Consider the following 17545-nt stretch of genomic DNA (forward strand, 5'->3'; position numbering starts at 1 on the left):
AAGCGATGCCACATCAAGTCAGCGGAGCAAGTCTCAAGCGGCAGGTCTTCTTCTGGCTGGGCGTGCTCGCCTTCTTCATCGTCTTTCTCTATATATTCAGCTCCATCTTGCTGCCCTTCGTCGCCGGGATGGCGATCGCTTATTTCCTGGATCCCGTGGCCGACCGTTTGCAGCGTCTGGGGCTCAGCCGCCTGATGGCAACAATCGGCATCCTTGTCGCCTTCGTCATCATCTTCGCGCTGGCGCTGATGATCCTCATTCCGGTCCTGATCAATCAGTTCAACGATTTCGCCCAGCGGCTCCCCGGCTATATCAGCCAGCTGCAGGCCTTCATCGCCGATGTGCAGGATTCGGTGTTGCCGGGTTGGGTCGCAAACCAGCTCGGCACGATCAAGGACAATTTCTCCGGAATATTGTCGGAAGGCATGGGCTTCCTGACCGGCCTCTTTGGCCAGATCTGGAATTCAGGCAAGGCCATCGTCGACGTCATCTCGCTGCTGGTCGTGACGCCGGTCGTTGCTTTTTACATCCTACTCGACTGGGATCGCATGATTTCAAAGGTCGATCAGTGGATTCCGCGCGATTATGTAAAGGACGTTCGCCAGATCGCTCATGAGATCGATCAGGCGATCGCCGGCTTCATTCGCGGGCAGGGCTCTCTGTGCCTGATCCTCGGAATCTTCTATGCCGTCGGTCTTTCGCTCATCGGCTTGAACTTCGGCCTGCTCATCGGCCTGTTTGCCGGGATGATAAGCTTCATTCCCTATGTCGGTTCGCTGGTCGGGCTGGTCCTTGCCGTCGGCGTGGCGCTCGTCCAGTTCTGGCCGGACTACCTCTGGGTCGGCGCCGTGCTCGTTGTCTTCTTCAGCGGCCAGTTCCTGGAAGGCAATATCCTGCAGCCGAAACTCGTCGGCCACAGCGTCGGACTTCACCCGGTCTGGCTGATGTTCGCACTCTTTGCGTTCGGCGCGCTTTTCGGCTTCGTCGGCCTGCTCGTTGCCGTGCCGGCCGCTGCCGCTGTCGGTGTCCTTGTCCGCTTTGCGCTCTCGCGCTACCTTCAGAGCGATCTTTATGCGGGCCGCTCGCAACCTGCCGACGCCCGGACGACAAAAGCCGAATCCAAATGAACGACGTGAAGCGCAAGGCGGGGGAACAGCTTCCGCTGGTCTTTTCCCATGATGCAGCAAGCGGCCGAGACGACCTTTTGGTCTCCGACCGACTGAGTGCTGCGGTGACCATCATCGACGCCTGGCCGCAATGGCCGTCGCCGGTCGTCATCCTGGCCGGGCCGGTGGGGTCGGGAAAGTCGCATCTCGCAAGCATCTGGAAAGAGCATAGCGGTGCCGTCTGCATCCATCCGAAGCGGGGATCGGAAGCCGCCGTTACTGCGGCAAACGGACCTGTCCTTTTCGAGGATGTCGACCGCCTCGGCTTCGATGACACGGAGCTCTTTCACGTCATCAACAGCGTGCGCGAAAACGGCAACAGCCTGCTGATGACGAGCCGACTCTGGCCGATGTCGTGGCCGGTGGAGCTTCCGGACCTGCGCTCCAGGCTCAAGGCTGTGACCGTCGTCGAAATCGGCGAGCCGGACGAGGAATTGCTGTCGCAGGTTATCGTCAAGCTCTTCTCCGACCGGCAGCTTAATATAGATGACAAACTCGTCCTTTATATCGTGAACCGGATGGAGCGATCGCTGAACGCGGCCCAGACGATCGTCGAAAGGCTCGACCGGCTGGCCCTTGCGCGCGGAACGAAGATCACCCGGGCTCTCGCTGCTGAAGTGTTGAATGAATTGGGCAATTCGGCCTCTTCCGATTGACTGTCACAGTTCCGTCGTGAAACTGATATACTGCGCATGGACGAAGGAAACGGGGTTATCTGAACATGGACAGTGCGGTTGCGGAGCATCAGGAACCCATTCGGGAGACGTCGGCAGCTGTCCCGCCACTGGAAGACCTGCTCGCTAGTCCCGAACGTTTCATCAACCGCGAATTTTCCTGGCTGCAGTTCAACCGTCGCGTTCTGGAGGAAACGCTGAACACTGAGCACCCGCTGCTCGAGCGCGTCCGGTTCCTGTCGATTTCGGCGGCCAATCTCGACGAATTCTTCATGGTGCGCGTCGCCGGCCTCGAAGGCCAGGTGCGCCAGAACATCGTGGTTCGCACGCCGGACGGGAAGACGCCGGCAGAACAGCTCGACGCAATCCTGCAGGAGATCGACAATCTGCAGATGGAGCAGCAGGCTTCGCTCGCCGTCCTGCAGCAGTATCTCGCGAAGGAAGACATTCTGATCGTCCGTCCCGGCGCTCTCAGCGACGCCGACCGGCAGTGGCTGGCTGCAGAGTTCGAGCAGGCGATCTTTCCGGTTCTGACGCCGCTGTCGATCGATCCGGCTCACCCGTTCCCGTTCATCCCGAACCTCGGTTTCTCGATCGGCCTGCAGCTTACCAGCAAGCACGGGCGCGAGCCGATGACTGCGCTGCTTCGCCTGCCGCCTGCGCTCGATCGCTTCGTGCGGTTGCCCGATGACGCTGGCACGATCCGCTACATCACGCTGGAGGATGTCGCCAACATATTCATTCACCGGCTCTATCCCGGTTACGAGGTGCAGGGCTCCGGTACATTCCGCCTCATTCGCGACAGCGATATCGAAGTGGAGGAAGAAGCCGAAGACCTCGTGCGCTTCTTTGAAACCGCCTTGAAGCGCCGTCGCCGCGGCAAGGTGATCCGCATCGAGACGGATTCCGAGATGCCGGCATCGCTTCGCCAGTTCGTGGTGCAGGCGTTGAACGTTCCAGACAATCGTGTCGCCGTTTTGCCGGGCCTGCTCGCTCTCAATACAGTCTCGGAGATCACCAAGGCGCCGCGCGACGACCTTCGGTTTCCACCCTACAATGCGCGATTTCCCGAGCGCGTTCGGGAACATGCGGGAGACTGCTTTGCGGCCATTCGCGAAAAGGACATGGTGGTTCATCACCCCTACGAGTCTTTCGACGTGGTGGTCCAGTTTCTTCTCCAGGCTGCGCACGATCCTGACGTTCTGGCCATAAAGCAGACCCTTTACCGCACCTCGAACGACAGCCCGATCGTGCGTGCCCTCATCGATGCTGCCGAAGCCGGTAAGTCGGTGACTGCACTCGTCGAACTCAAGGCCCGTTTCGACGAAGAGGCGAACATCCGTTGGGCGCGCGACCTCGAGCGCGCCGGCGTGCAGGTCGTCTTCGGCTTCATCGAGCTCAAGACACACGCGAAGATGTCGTTGGTCGTTCGCCGCGAGGAAGGCAGGCTCCGCAGCTACTGCCATCTCGGCACCGGCAACTACCATCCGGTTACCGCAAAGATCTATACCGACCTCTCGTTCTTCACCTGCAATCAGGTGATTGCCCATGATATGGCGAACATCTTCAACTTCATCACCGGTTACGGCGAACCGGAGGAGAGCATGAAGCTCGCCGTCTCGCCTTATACGCTGCGCTCGCGCATCCTCCGTCACATCGACGAGGAGATCAAACATGCCAAGAACGGTGCGCCGGCAGCGATCTGGATGAAGATGAACTCGCTCGTCGATCCGGAAATTATCGACGCGCTCTATACGGCAAGCCGGGCAGGCGTTGAAATCGATCTGGTCATTCGCGGCATCTGCTGCCTGCGCCCGCAGGTGCCGGGCCTGTCCGACAATATTCGCGTCAAGTCGATCGTCGGCCGCTTCCTGGAGCACAGCCGCATCTTCTGCTTCGGCAATGGATACGGGCTGCCGTCCGACAAGGCGCTCGTCTATATCGGCTCCGCCGACATGATGCCCAGAAACCTCGACCGCCGCGTCGAGACGCTCGTCCCGCTCATCAATCCGACTGTGCACGAGCAGGTTTTGTCCCAGATCATGCTGGGCAATATCATTGACAATCAGCAGAGCTACGAGATATTGCCCGACGGCACGTCTCGGCGCATGGAAGTGCGCAAAGGCGAAGAGCCGTTCAATGCGCAGCAGTATTTCATGACCAATCCCAGCCTTTCCGGCCGTGGTGAAGCCCTGAAATCCAGTGCGCCCAAGCTGATTGCCGGTCTGCTTTCCGGCTGGACCAAGAGATAAAACTGGACCTGCATGGTTGAATCAGAAGCCCAGGGGCGCCTGCCAGGGATTGCCCCGGTCTCCGTCGTCGATATCGGGTCGAATTCGATCCGCGTGGTCGTCTACGAGGGCATGTCCCGCTCGCCGGCGATCCTTTTCAATGAAAAGGTGCTCTGCGGCCTCGGTAAGGGAATTGCCCTCAACGGCAGGATGGATGAGGAAAGCGTCGCGCGCGCGCTTTCCGCACTGCATCGGTTCAAGGCCCTTTCCGACCAGGCCCGGGCGGCGACTATGTATGTGCTGGCCACGGCTGCCGCGCGCGAAGCCTCCAACGGGCCTGATTTCATCCACCAGGCCGAAACGATCCTCCAACGCAAGATCCGGGTGCTTTCCGGCGAGGAGGAGGCGAAGTTTTCCGCGCTCGGGGTCATCAGCGGCTTCTTCCATCCCGACGGCATCGCAGGCGATCTCGGCGGCGGCTCTTTGGAACTCATCGACATCAAGGAGCGCGAGATCGGCAGGGGGATCACCCTGCCGCTCGGGGGACTTCGCCTTTCCGAATATGCCGGTGGTTCGCTGGCGAGAGCCCGCACTTTCGCCCGCAAGCATGTTCGAAGCGCCGCAAAAATCCTGGAGAAGGGGACCGGACGGACCTTTTACGCGGTTGGTGGCACCTGGCGCAACATCGCCAAGCTGCACATGGAACTTACCCAGTATCCGCTGCACATGATGCAGGGCTACGAGGTTTCTTTCGAAGGGATGATGCAGTTCCTCGATCAGGTGGAAGTGGCCAGGGACTCCAAGGATCCAGCCTTCCAGGCGGTTTCGAAGCATCGCCGTGCACTGCTGCCCTTCGGCGCCGTTGCCATGAAGGAAGTGTTGAGCGCGATGAATCCCGGTGTCATTTCCTTTTCGGCGCAGGGCGTCCGCGAAGGTTATCTCTACTCGCTGCTGTCGGAAGGCGAGCGCCGCGCCGATCCGCTGCTTTCGGCGGCCGGCGAGCTTGCCATCCTGCGCGCGCGTTCACCTGAGCATGCGCGCGAGCTTGCGGGATGGACCGGCTATATGATGCCCTATTTCGGCGTCGTGGAAACGGAAGAGGAAGCGCGCTACCGCCAGGCGGCGTGCCTGCTCGCCGACATCAGCTGGCGCGCGCATCCGGACTATCGCGGCCTGCAGGCGCTGAACCTGATTGCCCATTCCTCCTTCGTCGGCATCAGCCATCCCGGCCGGGCGTTCATCGCGCTCGCCAATTACTACCGCTTCCAAGGCCTTCATGACGACGGCTCGACGGCACCGCTTGCCACGATCGCCGGCTCGCAATATGTCGAGCGAGCCAAGCTGCTCGGTGGCATGCTGCGCGTCGTTTATCTCTTCTCGGCCTCCATGCCGGGCGTGGTGAAGAATCTGACATTCCGCAAGTCCTCAAATCCAAACATCGACCTCGAATTCGTCGTGCCGTCGGAATATCGCGACTTTGCCGGAGAACGCCTCGACGGACGCCTGCAGCAACTTTCGCGGCTGACGAACAGACGGCTGGCGTTCAGATTCGAGTAGGGGCAAGCAAGCCAGCCACAGCGGCCTGCGCCCTGAGCGGTTCTCCCGCAACTCAAAATGAGTTTCCCGCGCCCAAGGACTTGGGCGAAAGCCTGCTGTGACAGGCACCACGGATGAGGCGAACGACCGGTGAAACGGTTTGCCCGGGGGATGCCTTATAGCCGCAAGAAAGAAGAGGATGGAACTTGCGCGCCACCCTCTTACTGGGGGCGTAAAGCTATCTTGCACTCAAAAAGTCACCCACCTCCAGCAGGCTGAACTCGTTGTCATCTGCCTTGTCGACGGCACGGCCGGCGGAGAAGGGAAGGTTGTTGTCGTTGCCGACGATGATGTGCGTGGCATCGACGCGGTCGACATTCTCGATCGTCACGAAGGGCATGTCGTAGAAGCCTTCGCGGCCGCCCTTTTTCTTCTTGTTGTCCGGGTCTTCGATATGCATCAGGTCGATATAGCCGATCTTGCGCACGGCCTTGCCGACCTTGGCATCGTCGAGCTCGATTTTGTAGATGCGCTTGAATTCGGCCGGAGCTTGGAAGCAGTCCGGCCTGGGCTCCTTGGGATCGGCACAGACCTTGTCCTTCGTACCGGCGCCATTGTCGCGTTCTATGACGAGGGCGGTCGTGTCGTCGAGCATGTTGAAGTCACCGATCGCAGCACCCTTGTCCTCGAATGGATAGAACCAGCTGCTGCCCGTCCATTTCTTGGAGGCGATCTCGAACTCGATGACGCGGATGGCAGTCTTGCCGTCAACGGACTCCATCTTGCCGTCGTCCTGATAGAGCGAGCCTTCCAGAAGGCCGTAAAGCTTGGTTCCGTCCTTCGACATGGCAAGACCCTCGAAGCCGCCGGAGCGCTTCAAGTTGAAGGCAGGCAACTTGGCGGCCGGATTTGCCGGAACCGAAAGCAGCGGGTTGTCGGGCGACATCACCGGCTTTCCATCGGCCGTGGTGGCAATCACGTCGGTCAACTGTCCTTCGGTATCGACTTTCAGTAGATAGGGACCGAACTCATCGCCGAGCCAGAAGCCGTCGGCGACCGGCTGGATGGATTCGATGTCGAAATCCCCGCCGGTCAGATAGCGTTTCTCTGCACCTTCGAGAGTAATCGGGAAGGGTGCGATCTTGTTTGGATCGGAGAGGAAGATATTCTTGACGATGTCGGCTTTGCCGGTCGTCCAGTCCAGTTTCATCTGGTGCAGGAAGAGCATCGCATCGCTGGAGTTGCCCTTGGAGCCGAAACCGTTGTCGGACAGTGTCCAGAACGTGCCGTCTTCCATTGTCTTGATGCCGGAAAAGCCTTGGACAGGCTGGCCGTCGAGCGGCAGCTTGATGTCGGTGATGCGCTGTCCGTCCTTGCCGGGAACCGAGCCGAGCGCTTCGGTTCGCTTGCGGTCCGCAGTCGTGAACTTGCCGGCGTGCTTCAGGAATTGAGGCGCGTCGGCGGGCGCGGGAACCAGCGTGTTGGCAGGCAGGATCGCCTGGCCTGCGAGCTTGGCCGGAAAAGCCTGCTGGTCGGCGGAAGCGGAGGCGGCGGCGAGGAAGAAGAGAAAGACGGAAGTAAAAAGCGCAGCTTTCATGGAAACCTCCAGAAAATGAATGGCGGTTTCGCTTAGCAGTCCATTGATGGCGCTTAGTTGAAGGTTGAATGAAGCTTTGGTGACGTTGTCGACGTGGGCAGGGCCTGTGCCAGCGTCATGACGCCCAGTCCCTGGCCCCGGCCCTTGAGGGCATGAACACCCAGGTCCTGCGCGCTGATCCTTTCGGGCAGCGTCAGGCGTTGGGCAAGCTCGCTCGAGATCAACACCGGCCGGTTCAGTGTCTTGCAAAGGGATTCAAGTCTTGAAGTTGTATTCACCGTGTCGCCGAAATAGGTGATCTTATGGTGATCGACTCCGATTTCGGCTGTGATGACCAAGCCGCCATGAAGTGCCGCGCGCAGGCGGGGCACCTGCCCATACTGCTTCAGCCAGCTTTCCGCATCGGCTTCGATATCGTTGAGGATGTCGAAGATGCAGCGCACGCAGCGGCCGTCCTTCAGCCCGCGCGCGAGCGGCCAGGTTATGATTGCAGAATCGCCGACGTAATCATCAATCGCACCTTTGTTCCGCCGCACCGGTTCGGCAAAAGCGGCAAACAGCGAGTTCAGCAATTGCTGTGCTCGAAGATCACCGTGTTTTTCGGCAAAGGGCGTCGAATCGACGAGGTCGATAAAGAGGAAGATGCGTTCCTCCTGGACGGGGGTCCGGTAGCGTCCGGAGAACATGCTGAGAAAAACATCGCGGCCGAGCAGCTCGCGCACGCGCAAGACGAAGATGATGACGGCGCAGACAGCCAGTGCATACATGAAGACGTTGAACGGCATCACCAGGATGTTCAAGAGCGACTGAGGCTTGATCAGGCCGACCGCCGACAGCAGCGAGGCGGCCAGCGCATAGCCGATGTTCATGAAGATTTCATAAATCAGCAAAGCCGAAATGATGAACGCCGCCGTTGGAAGTTTCTGGAGCCGTCGGTAGAGCGGGCGCAGGAAGGCTCTGCGCTCGAAGGCCAGAATCGGCATGCCGATAAAGACCGCAAAGACCGCCCCGATGATGACCGGTTCGTCGGGAAAGACCACCAGGCTATAGGCTACGCCGCTTGCAGCCATCACGGCCGTTAAGAGAAGCCAGTTCTGCGCTGGAGAAATCTCTTTCATGACATCTGACCTGTGTTGGTACCCGCGGGCATTTTTCCACGCGAGACGCTTCGGTCAAGCGATTTCGCGAGCCGGCTCGAGGGGCAAGGCATCAAAGCGAAACGGTATCGACTCTCTTGCCGACGAAACGAAGCGCGATCTCGCCCTTTATGAGCTGGAGAGCGGGCACGCCGAACAATTCGCGGCGCCAACCGCTAAGTGCCGCGACCTGCGCCTTCTCGCCGTCCGCGGCAATCTTGTCGAGGTCTTCGCTGTTGGCGATGACTTTCGGCGCAACGCCGTGTTTTTCCGAAATCAGCTTCAACAGTACCTTGAGCAATTCGACCGCAGCGGCAGCACCCTCAGGCGCTTGCGTGTGGCGGGGCACATGGGGCATCTCGGCTTTCGGCAGGGCAAGGGCCGCATTGACGGCTTCGAGAACCGCCGTACCGGCGGCAGAACGCTCCCATCCCTTGGGGATCGTGCGCAGGCGGCTCAGGGCGTCGGTGTCCTTTGGCTGCTGCTGGGCGATCTCGTAGATCGCATCGTCCTTCAACACGCGCGAACGCGGCACGTTGCGCGATCGCGCTTCTCGCTCGCGCCAGGCCGCGACGAATTTGAGGGTTGCGAGTTCCTGCGGTTTGCGCAGCCGCATCTTCAAACGTTGCCAGGCGTCATCCGGATGCATGTCGTAGGTCTCGCGCGATTCAAGAATATCCATCTCCTCCGAGAGCCAGGACGAGCGCCCCTCGCGCTCGAGTTCGGCCTTGAGATAGAGATAGGCGTCGCGCAGGTGTGTGACGTCCGCCAATGCATAATCGAGCTGCTTTTCGGAAAGTGGCCGGCGGCTCCAGTCGGTGAAGCGCGAGGATTTATCGATCTGCACGCCCTTGGTCCGGCTGATGAGCTGGTCGTAGGAAACGCTGTCACCGAAGCCGCAGACCATGGCGGCGACCTGCGTGTCGAAGATCGGATGCGGGATCAGCCCGCCGCGGTGGAAAATGATTTCGATGTCCTGGCGCGCCGCATGGAAAACCTTCAGCACGTCCGCGTTGGCCATCAGTTCGAAGAAGGGTGCAAGGTCTATGCCCTTAGCAAGTGGATCGATGATGACTTCCTTCGTCAAGCTTGCCATCTGTATCAGGCAAAGCTCCGGCCAGAATGTCGTCTCACGCAGGAATTCAGTGTCGATTGTAATGAAGTCGGACTTGGCCAGCTCTTTGCAGGCGGCCGCCAGTTCGGCGGTTGTTTCTATCATGTCAATTCATTCGCAAGGAAAAAGGTCGGTTAAACCTTCCTTCTCCTTTACGCTCGATATGTCAATACGTTGAAGGTGCCTATACTGGCGTCTCCGGCGGCGATCATCGCTGGCAGACAATGAAAGCGTAGATTTGCGGCATATCCGTTCCTTGCGTAAGGCCGGAAGAAGGTGGCGGAAGGCGGAGCGGCCAGTAGCTTACCTTAAGCAACCCGCAGATAACTCGTCATGCCCGTCTTCTGATGCTCGATGATATGGCAATGAAGCACCCAGTCGCCCGGATTGTCGGCGACAAAGGCGAGCTGGACCTTCTCATCGGGCTGGACGAGATAGGTGTCGGAAACGAGGGGCATCACCTTGCGTGTCGAGGACGAAATGACCGTAAAGCTCATGCCGTGCAGATGGATCGGATGCAGGTGCGGCGTCACGTTCTCGAGCTGGAAGATGTAGCTTTTGCCAAGCTTCAGTTCGGCAAGCGGGGCGGTCGGATCGGCAATGTCGCCCGGCCACGGCAACCTGTTGATCGCCCAGAAACTGTAGCCGAGTGTACCGCATATGCTGTCGACGGAGGCGTTTTCCGCTGTGGCGCTGAGCACCAGCGGGATCTTCTCGGCGGCGGAAAGATCGGCGTGCGGGACCGGATTGGCGGCAAGCGGAGCAAGGTCGCCGACGTTGCGTTTCAGCGACTGACCGACGGCGCGCAGGCAAGCGATCGTTTTCGGCGCGGTTCCCCTGATATCCTCCAGTATCGCTACACCGCCTTCGCTGTCCGGCATCCGCACGGCAAGATCCAGCCGCTGTCCCGGACCGATCTGGAGCAGGTCAAGCCGAAAGCGCTGCGGCACCGGATTGCCGTCGATGGCGATCACCGTCGCCTCGACGCCTTCCATCCGCAGCGAATAGACGCGGGTCACATCCGTCACGGCGATGCGCAGGCGCACAAGGCTGCCGGCTGGTGCATCATATTGCGGCTCCTGCTGCCAATTCGCCGTGCGCACCGTTCCATAGGTGCCGGTCTTTGCCGCGTCGCGTGGACGGAAGGGTGCAATGAATTGCCCATCTGCGCCGAGCCGCCAGTCGCGAAGGTTGAGCACGATCTCGGCATCGAATGTCGGATCGGCCGGATCCTCGACGAGGATCACGCCGGTCATGCCGCGGCCCATCTGGGTGAGCGTGTTGCAATGCGGGTGATACCAGAAGGTGCCGGCATCGGGCGGCGTGAAGGCATAGTCAAAGCTGTCGCCCTTATAGACGTAGGGCTGCGTCATGAAGGGCACGCCGTCCATCCTGTTGTCGATGCGAAGGCCATGCCAGTGGATCGTCGTCGGCTCGTCGAGAGCATTGGTCAGGCGTGCGGCAAAGGGTCTGCCACGGGTCATGCGAAGCACCGGCGGCGGGCCGCCATCGCCCCAGGTCATGACATCCCTTGTCGGGCCGGCAGCGGTGAGCAAAGCCTCTGTCATGGCCGCCTTCAGCACCTGCGGTTGGGGCGTCGAACCGGCCAAGCCGAACCTGCCGGCAACGCCCATGCCGGCACTGTAGGCGCCGGCGACGGCGGACGCCTTCAACAGATTGCGGCGGGTGAGTATGGGCATCTGGCGCTCCGGCAACAAGAATGGAGCCATCTTTAAAATTGACTGGGGTTTTCATCAATAAGGAAGTGGGGGCCAAACTGCCGCAGTTGCCTTGCATCAGGCGCGCCGAATAAAGGCGCCAAAGTGGTGCTCAATGCGGCCCAAGCCTTGACAAATCAGACCGTCCATGCGCTTTTCCGCCCGATTTTCTTGTCGGCACCGGAGAGCCATTCGAGCCCCTTGCTGCCGTCTCAAGCCAAAATACCAGGATTAGACAATATGCATCGCTACCGCAGCCACACATGTGCAGCCCTCCGCAAGTCGGATGTTGGCTCGAATGTCCGGATTTCCGGCTGGGTCCACCGCGTTCGCGACCATGGCGGCGTTCTCTTCATCGACCTTCGCGATCATTACGGCATCACGCAGGTTGTTGCCGATCCGGATTCGCCGGCTTTCAAGATCGCCGAAACCGTTCGCGGCGAATGGGTCATCCGCATTGACGGCCTCGTAAAGGCGCGTACTGAAGACACCGTCAACAAGGCGATGGCGACCGGCGAGATCGAGCTCTACGCGCAGGAGATCGAAATTCTCTCCGCCGCCAAGGAACTGCCGCTGCCGGTCTTCGGCGAGCCGGACTATCCCGAAGACGTCCGCCTCAAGTACCGCTTCCTCGACCTTCGCCGCGAAACGCTGCATAAGAACATCGTCAAGCGCACGCAGATCATCTCCGCCATGCGGCGTGAAATGGGCAATATCGGCTTCACCGAATATTCGACGCCGATCCTGACGGCCTCCTCGCCGGAAGGCGCGCGTGACTTCCTCGTGCCGAGCCGCATCCATCCAGGCACCTTCTACGCCCTGCCGCAGGCGCCGCAGCTGTACAAGCAGCTCTTGATGGTTGCCGGGTTCGACCGCTATTTCCAGATCGCTCCCTGCTTCCGTGATGAAGATCCGCGAGCCGACCGCCTGCCCGGCGAATTCTATCAGCTCGACCTCGAAATGAGCTTCGTGACCCAGGAAGACGTCTGGAATGCCACGGGTCCTCTGATGACCAAGATTTTCGAGGAGTTTGCCGAAGGCAAGCCGGTGACGAAGGAATGGCCACGCATTCCTTATGACGAGGCAATTCGCAAGTACGGCTCCGATAAGCCGGACCTGCGCAACCCGATCGTCATGGAGGCAGTGACCGAACACTTCGCCGGCTCCGGCTTCAAGGTCTTCGCGAACATGATCGCATCCAACCCGAAGGTCCAGGTCTGGGCGATCCCGGCAAAGACCGGCGGCTCCCGCGCCTTCTGCGACCGCATGAACGCTTGGGCGCAGAGCCAGGGCCAGCCTGGCCTCGGCTACATCTTCTGGCGCAAGGAAGGCGAAAAGCTCGAAGGAGCCGGTCCGCTCGCCAAGAACATCGGTGAAGAGCGCACGGATGCGATCCGCACCCAGCTCAGCCTCGATGACGGCGACGCCTGCTTCTTCGTCGCCGGCGAGCCGGACAAGTTCTACAAGTTCGCAGGCGAAGCGCGCAACCGCGCAGCCGACGAGCTGAACCTCATCGATCGCGACCGTTTCGAACTCTGCTGGATCGTCGACTTCCCGTTCTTCGAATGGAACGAGGACGAGAAGAAGGTCGATTTTGCGCACAACCCCTTCTCGATGCCGCAGGGCGGCTTGGAGGCGCTCCAGAAGCAGGATCCACTGACGATCAAGGCCTTCCAGTACGATGCCGTGTGCAATGGCTTCGAAATCGCTTCGGGTTCGATCCGCAACCAGTCCCCGGAACTGATGGTGCAGGCCTTCGAAAAGGTGGGCCTCAGCCAGGCAGACGTCGAGGAACGCTTCGGCGGTCTCTATCGCGCCTTCCAGTACGGCGCACCGCCACATGGTGGCGCCGCCTTCGGTATCGACCGGATCGTGATGCTGCTCGCTGGAGCGAAGAACCTGCGCGAAATTTCGCTCTTCCCGATGAATCAGCAGGCCCAGGACCTCCTGATGGGCGCACCGTCGCCGGCAACGCCTGCGCAGCTGCGCGAACTGGCGATCCGCCCGATCCCGCCGGTCAAAAAGGACTGATACAACTTGAAAAGCCCGGTGCCGTTACCGGGCTTTTCTGTTGGTGGAGTTCAGACCTTACTGGTTCGCCGTCACCTTCACGCCAAGCACGCCGGGCAGCGTGTTCGGAGCGCCCATGGCAGCGCCCATGATGGTCGGGAAGGGGACCGGCTTGGCCGGTGAGGCGCTGACGGCGAAGCTTTTCGGGTCGTCAAGATAAGTGTTGACCGCTCCCGAAATCGCATTCTGCAGTTCCGGAACGTTAAGCTGCGCCAGGGCAATCGGCGTCATAGCCTTCAGCGCATCCGCCATCTGCTGTGCCGAAATGTTCTGCTTGGAGCCAGCATATTCCAGCGCACGCTTCGTGATCGATGCGTCATCGAATCGGATTTCGGCGCCGTTGAACGAAAGTTGCTGCATCAGGCCGAGCATGGCGAGGCCAAGCGCCTGCTGCGCTTCTTCCTTGTTCGGGTTCGTTTCGGAGGCCTTCGCCGCTTCCTGCAGCGACTTCATGAAGGGCAAGGTGTATCCCGAAATCTTGAGGGCAAGGTTCAGGCGGCCGACATTCGTCACGTCGAAGGCGAATTCGGAGATGTCGATCGTGCCGGGCCCGAGATCCCAGGCACCCTTCATCGTGATGTCGCCGTTGACGTGCTGCAGGGCTAGCTTCTCGATCGCTTCCTTCGCCTGCGGGTCCGTAGCATCGCTGAGATCCGCCTTCATGCTCTTGAATGCGCCGTCGAAGTCAAAACCGGATTCGTCTTCGCGAAGCGAAAGGTTCATCTGGGTTTCGCTCAGCGAGAAGACGTCCTTGCCATTCTTGGTGACCTTGAACGGGCCGACATGCGCCGTTTCGTAAATCAGCATGGAGTCGAGGCCGTCACCGCTGACATCGGCCGGAATGGATATGCCGCCGAGGGTCATTTCGGAGGCGCTGACGGTTGCGCCGTCTTGCGTGACGTTGATGTCGGGAAAGGCTGCTTCCTCGATGTAGTAACCACCGTCTTCGTCTTCCTCGACGCCGGTCATCGTGATGTCGCCGATGGCGAAGGCCTCGCCGCCGGTCGGTTTGAAGCGCGCATTCTTCAGCGTTACCGTCGTGTCGTTTACATCGACACCATCGGCAGCGATCGTTCCGCCTTGGGAACTATAGGCGGCGTTCAGCTTCTTCAGGAGATCCTGCCCGTCAAGCGCGAACGCGGAGCCGGCGAGTGACAGGAAAGCGGCGCCAGACAGCATCAGCCGGGTTGTCCGGTAAAAGGTCATGGATAAGTCCTTTTGGTGGCGGTTGCAAATTGCAGCGAAATTACTGCGAATCGACTGCGATTTATATTTGCAGGTTTCTAAATTTCTGTTGAACGGGAAAGCAAACAAAGTCCAAATTGGTGGCGATGCTTGATGACCTTTTCATGTCATTCCAGGACGTAATCCACAGGGCCACCTCCTCATTCCTTGCCGTGAATCGCCTTCTGGGCTAGGCAAGGCACATGGGACAAGAGATTTTGCCGCCTTCCGGCGGAGACGACGACAGCATTCACCCGGTTGATCTGAAGGCCGCGCTCGAGGAGCGTTACTTGGCCTATGCACTTTCAACCATCATGCACCGCGCGCTTCCAGACGTCCGCGACGGCCTGAAGCCGGTTCATCGGCGCATCATTCATGCCATGAGCGAGATGGGCATACGCCCGAACGCTGCCTTCAAGAAATGCGCCCGCATCGTCGGCGACGTCATCGGTAAGTTCCACCCTCATGGCGACCAGTCAGTCTACGATGCGCTGGTGCGTCTGGCGCAGGATTTCTCCCAGCGTTATCCGCTCGTCGACGGACAGGGAAACTTCGGCAATATCGATGGTGATAACGCCGCCGCCTACCGTTACACCGAAGCGCGCATGACAGAGGTCACGGCGCTGCTACTCGAAGGCATCGAGCAGGATGCCGTCGATTTCCGCCTGACCTATAACGAGGAAGACGAGGAACCGACCGTTCTTCCGGGCTCTTTCCCGAACCTGCTCGCCAACGGCTCCTCCGGCATTGCCGTCGGCATGGCGACTTCCATTCCTTCCCATAACGCCCACGAGCTTTGCGATGCGGCACTGCATTTGATCAAGCATCCGGATGCGACTGTCGAAAAGCTCGTCGAGTTCATTCCGGGGCCGGATTTTCCGACAGGCGGCATCATCATCGACGGTCGCGAAAGCATCATCGAAAGCTACCGCACTGGCCGCGGCGGCTTCCGCGTCCGCGCCAAGTGGCAGATCGAAGATCTCGGTCGTGGCGGCTATCAAATCATCGTCACCGAAATCCCCTTCCAGGTGCAGAAGTCGCGATTGATCGAAAAGATCGCCGAGCTGCTGATCGCCCGCAAGCTGCCGCTGCTGGAAGACATACGCGACGAGTCTGCCGAAGACGTCCGTGTCGTGCTGGTGCCGAAGAGCCGTACAGTCGATCCGACGATCCTGATGGAATCGATGTTCAAGTTGACGGAACTGGAGAGCCGCTTTCCGTTGAACATGAACGTTCTTTCCATGGGACGCATTCCGCGCGTCATGGCGTTGAACGAGGTGCTGAAGGAGTGGCTGAATCACCGCCGGGAGGTCCTGCAGCGTCGTTCACGCTTTCGCCTTGCCGCAATCGACAGACGCCTCGAGATCCTCGGCGGCTTGCTCATTGCCTACCTGAACATCGACGAGGTGATTCGAATCATCCGCGAGGAGGACGAACCGAAGCCGGTGATGGTGGCCCGCTGGGGACTGACTGACAACCAGGTCGAGGCGATCCTCAACATGCGGCTGCGCTCTTTGCGCAAGCTCGAAGAGTTCGAAATCCGAACCGAGTTTGACGAACTCACCAAGGAGAAGTCCGGCATCGAGGCGCTGCTCGCCTCCGAGGAAAAGCAGTGGCATACGGTCGCCTGGGAAATTGGCGAAGTGAAGAAGAAGTTTGCCAAAGCAACCGAAATAGGCCGCCGCCGCACCCAGTTCGCCCAGGCGCCCGAAGCCGACGAGCAAGCCATCCAGCACGCGATGATCGAGAAGGAGCCGATTACCGTCGTCGTTTCCGAAAAAGGCTGGATCCGTGCGCTGAAGGGCCACATCGCGGACACCGCGAGCCTGACCTTCAAGGAAGGCGATGCGCTGAAGATTGCCTTCCCGGCCCAGACGACGGACAAGATCCTTGTGGTCACGACCGGCGGCAAGGTCTTCACGCTTGGCGGCGACAAGCTGCCCGGCGGGCGCGGCCACGGCGAGCCGCTGCGCATCATGGTCGACATGGATAACGATCAGGATGTGCTGACAGCCTTCGTCCACGATCTGGCGCGCAAGCAGTTGATCGTCTCGACGGCCGGCAACGGCTTCGTTGTGGCGGAATCCGAAATGGCTGCGAACACCCGCAAGGGCAAGCAGATCATGAATGTTGCGATGCCGGACGAGACCAAGCTCATCGTTCCTGTCAGTGGCGATCACGTTGCTGTCGTCGGCGAGAATCGCAAGATGCTGGTCTTCCCGCTGGCCCAGGTTCCGGAGATGGCCCGCGGCAAGGGAGTGCGCCTGCAACGATACAAGGATGGCGGCATTTCCGACGTCCGTTGTTTTGCCGTTGTCGACGGTCTCGTCTGGGAAGACAGCGCAGGCCGTACGTTCACAAAAAACAAGGAAGAACTGGCCGAATGGTTGGGCGACCGCGCTTCGGCGGGCCGCACGGTCCCAAAGGGCTTCCCGCGCAGCGGCAGATTTGCCGGCTGAGGCGATAACAAATTGGCGATCCGCTCTTGGCGAGCGGGTCGCATCCTCTATTTCATTCCTGTTATCAAAATCGGGAGCAGGTTCATTCCGAGGACGGACGGAATGGCCGTCGGGCATTGCGCTCGCAGCGCAGCCCCCACACGGAGGAGCATCAATGTCTGCCAACACCATCAAGCTGCATGTCGATCACACTTATAATGCGCCGCCTTCCGTCGTCTACGACGCATGGCTCAACCCGCAAATTGCCAGGCGCTTCCTTTTCGCGACGAAGGATGGCCATGTTATCCGAGCCGAGATCGATCCCCATGTCGGTGGCCGCTTCCTGATCATCGACAGGCGCCCAACCGGCGACGCATGCCACTGCGGGATATTTCTCGAACTTCGCAGGCCAAGACGCATGGTGTTCAGCTTCTCGGCGGAGGAGCACGATCACAATCCCGACCGCGTCGAGATCGACATCGAGCCGCTGGGCGAGGGCTGCCGCCTGACGCTTTCCCACGAGATGTGCGCCGAATGGGGCGCCTTCGAAGAGAAGACCCGTCAGGGTTGGACGAATGTGATGGACGGCCTGGAACGGGTGTTGGAACAGACGGATCGGTTAGCGAGCTAGGAAGACGCTG

Annotated in this window: 12 protein-coding genes; 7 read left to right on the forward strand and 5 right to left on the reverse strand. The window is 60.0% G+C overall.

The features are described 5' to 3' along the window. The first annotated feature begins 5 nt into the window (after nucleotides 1-5). The 4 genes from EV130_RS20625 to ppx all read left to right on the forward strand — a co-directional run bounded on the left by EV130_RS20625 (nucleotide 6) and on the right by ppx (nucleotide 5628). Nucleotides 6-1127, forward strand: coding sequence for an AI-2E family transporter (locus EV130_RS20625; RefSeq protein ID WP_132661209.1), 1122 nt, complete (start codon nucleotides 6-8; stop codon nucleotides 1125-1127). Continuing rightward, entirely contained in the window at nucleotides 1124-1822 is a 699-nt protein-coding gene (gene hdaA / locus EV130_RS20630; RefSeq protein ID WP_074060766.1) for a DnaA regulatory inactivator HdaA, read from the forward strand. The genes EV130_RS20625 and hdaA overlap by 4 nt, the downstream gene beginning before the upstream one ends. A gap of 65 nt (nucleotides 1823-1887) precedes the next feature. Continuing rightward, a complete protein-coding gene (locus EV130_RS20635) occupies nucleotides 1888-4092 on the forward strand; it encodes an RNA degradosome polyphosphate kinase (protein WP_074060767.1) in 2205 nt (734 codons plus the stop codon). 12 nt (nucleotides 4093-4104) lie between these two features. Further along, nucleotides 4105-5628 carry an exopolyphosphatase gene (gene ppx, locus EV130_RS20640; protein ID WP_074060768.1) on the forward strand — a complete coding sequence of 508 codons (1524 nt, stop codon included), beginning with the start codon at nucleotides 4105-4107 and terminating at the stop codon, nucleotides 5626-5628. Nucleotides 5629-5845: 217 nt separating this feature from the next. Here ppx and EV130_RS20645 read toward each other — a convergent pair whose 3' ends face one another. The 4 genes from EV130_RS20645 to EV130_RS20660 form a co-directional block, all read right to left on the reverse strand. Beyond that, entirely contained in the window at nucleotides 5846-7204 is a 1359-nt protein-coding gene (locus EV130_RS20645; RefSeq protein WP_132661212.1) for an esterase-like activity of phytase family protein, read from the reverse strand. A 53-nt stretch (nucleotides 7205-7257) separates the two neighbouring features. Next, the gene (locus EV130_RS20650; RefSeq protein ID WP_074060770.1) at nucleotides 7258-8322 is read right to left on the reverse strand and encodes an adenylate/guanylate cyclase domain-containing protein; all 1065 of its coding nucleotides are present in this window, start codon (nucleotides 8320-8322) and stop codon (nucleotides 7258-7260) included. 91 nt (nucleotides 8323-8413) lie between these two features. Then, complete coding sequence (gene rnd / locus EV130_RS20655) at nucleotides 8414-9559, reverse strand: ribonuclease D (protein WP_074060771.1); 1146 nt, start codon at nucleotides 9557-9559, stop codon at nucleotides 8414-8416. A 203-nt stretch (nucleotides 9560-9762) separates the two neighbouring features. Beyond that, on the reverse strand, nucleotides 9763-11154 hold the full coding sequence (locus EV130_RS20660; protein WP_132552143.1) for a multicopper oxidase family protein: 1392 nt from the start codon (nucleotides 11152-11154) through the stop codon (nucleotides 9763-9765). Nucleotides 11155-11412: 258 nt separating this feature from the next. Between EV130_RS20660 and aspS the strand changes: the two genes are divergently transcribed. Beyond that, nucleotides 11413-13203 (forward strand): aspartate--tRNA ligase, encoded by a 1791-nt coding sequence (aspS, locus tag EV130_RS20665; RefSeq protein ID WP_074063108.1) that lies wholly within the window; start codon nucleotides 11413-11415, stop codon nucleotides 13201-13203. 57 nt (nucleotides 13204-13260) lie between these two features. Here aspS and EV130_RS20670 read toward each other — a convergent pair whose 3' ends face one another. Further along, nucleotides 13261-14448, reverse strand: coding sequence for a YdgA family protein (locus EV130_RS20670; RefSeq protein WP_132661215.1), 1188 nt, complete (start codon nucleotides 14446-14448; stop codon nucleotides 13261-13263). 221 nt (nucleotides 14449-14669) lie between these two features. On the opposite strand from EV130_RS20670, the gene parC reads away from it, so the two are divergent. Beyond that, on the forward strand, nucleotides 14670-16925 hold the full coding sequence (parC, locus tag EV130_RS20675; RefSeq protein ID WP_132661218.1) for a DNA topoisomerase IV subunit A: 2256 nt from the start codon (nucleotides 14670-14672) through the stop codon (nucleotides 16923-16925). Between the two features lie 154 nt (nucleotides 16926-17079). Next, complete coding sequence (locus tag EV130_RS20680; protein ID WP_074060773.1) at nucleotides 17080-17535, forward strand: SRPBCC family protein; 456 nt, start codon at nucleotides 17080-17082, stop codon at nucleotides 17533-17535. The last annotated feature ends 10 nt before the right edge of the window (nucleotides 17536-17545 follow it).

This window comes from Rhizobium azibense, from assembly GCF_004342325.1.
GTDB classification, from domain to species: Bacteria; Pseudomonadota; Alphaproteobacteria; order Rhizobiales; family Rhizobiaceae; genus Rhizobium; species Rhizobium etli_B.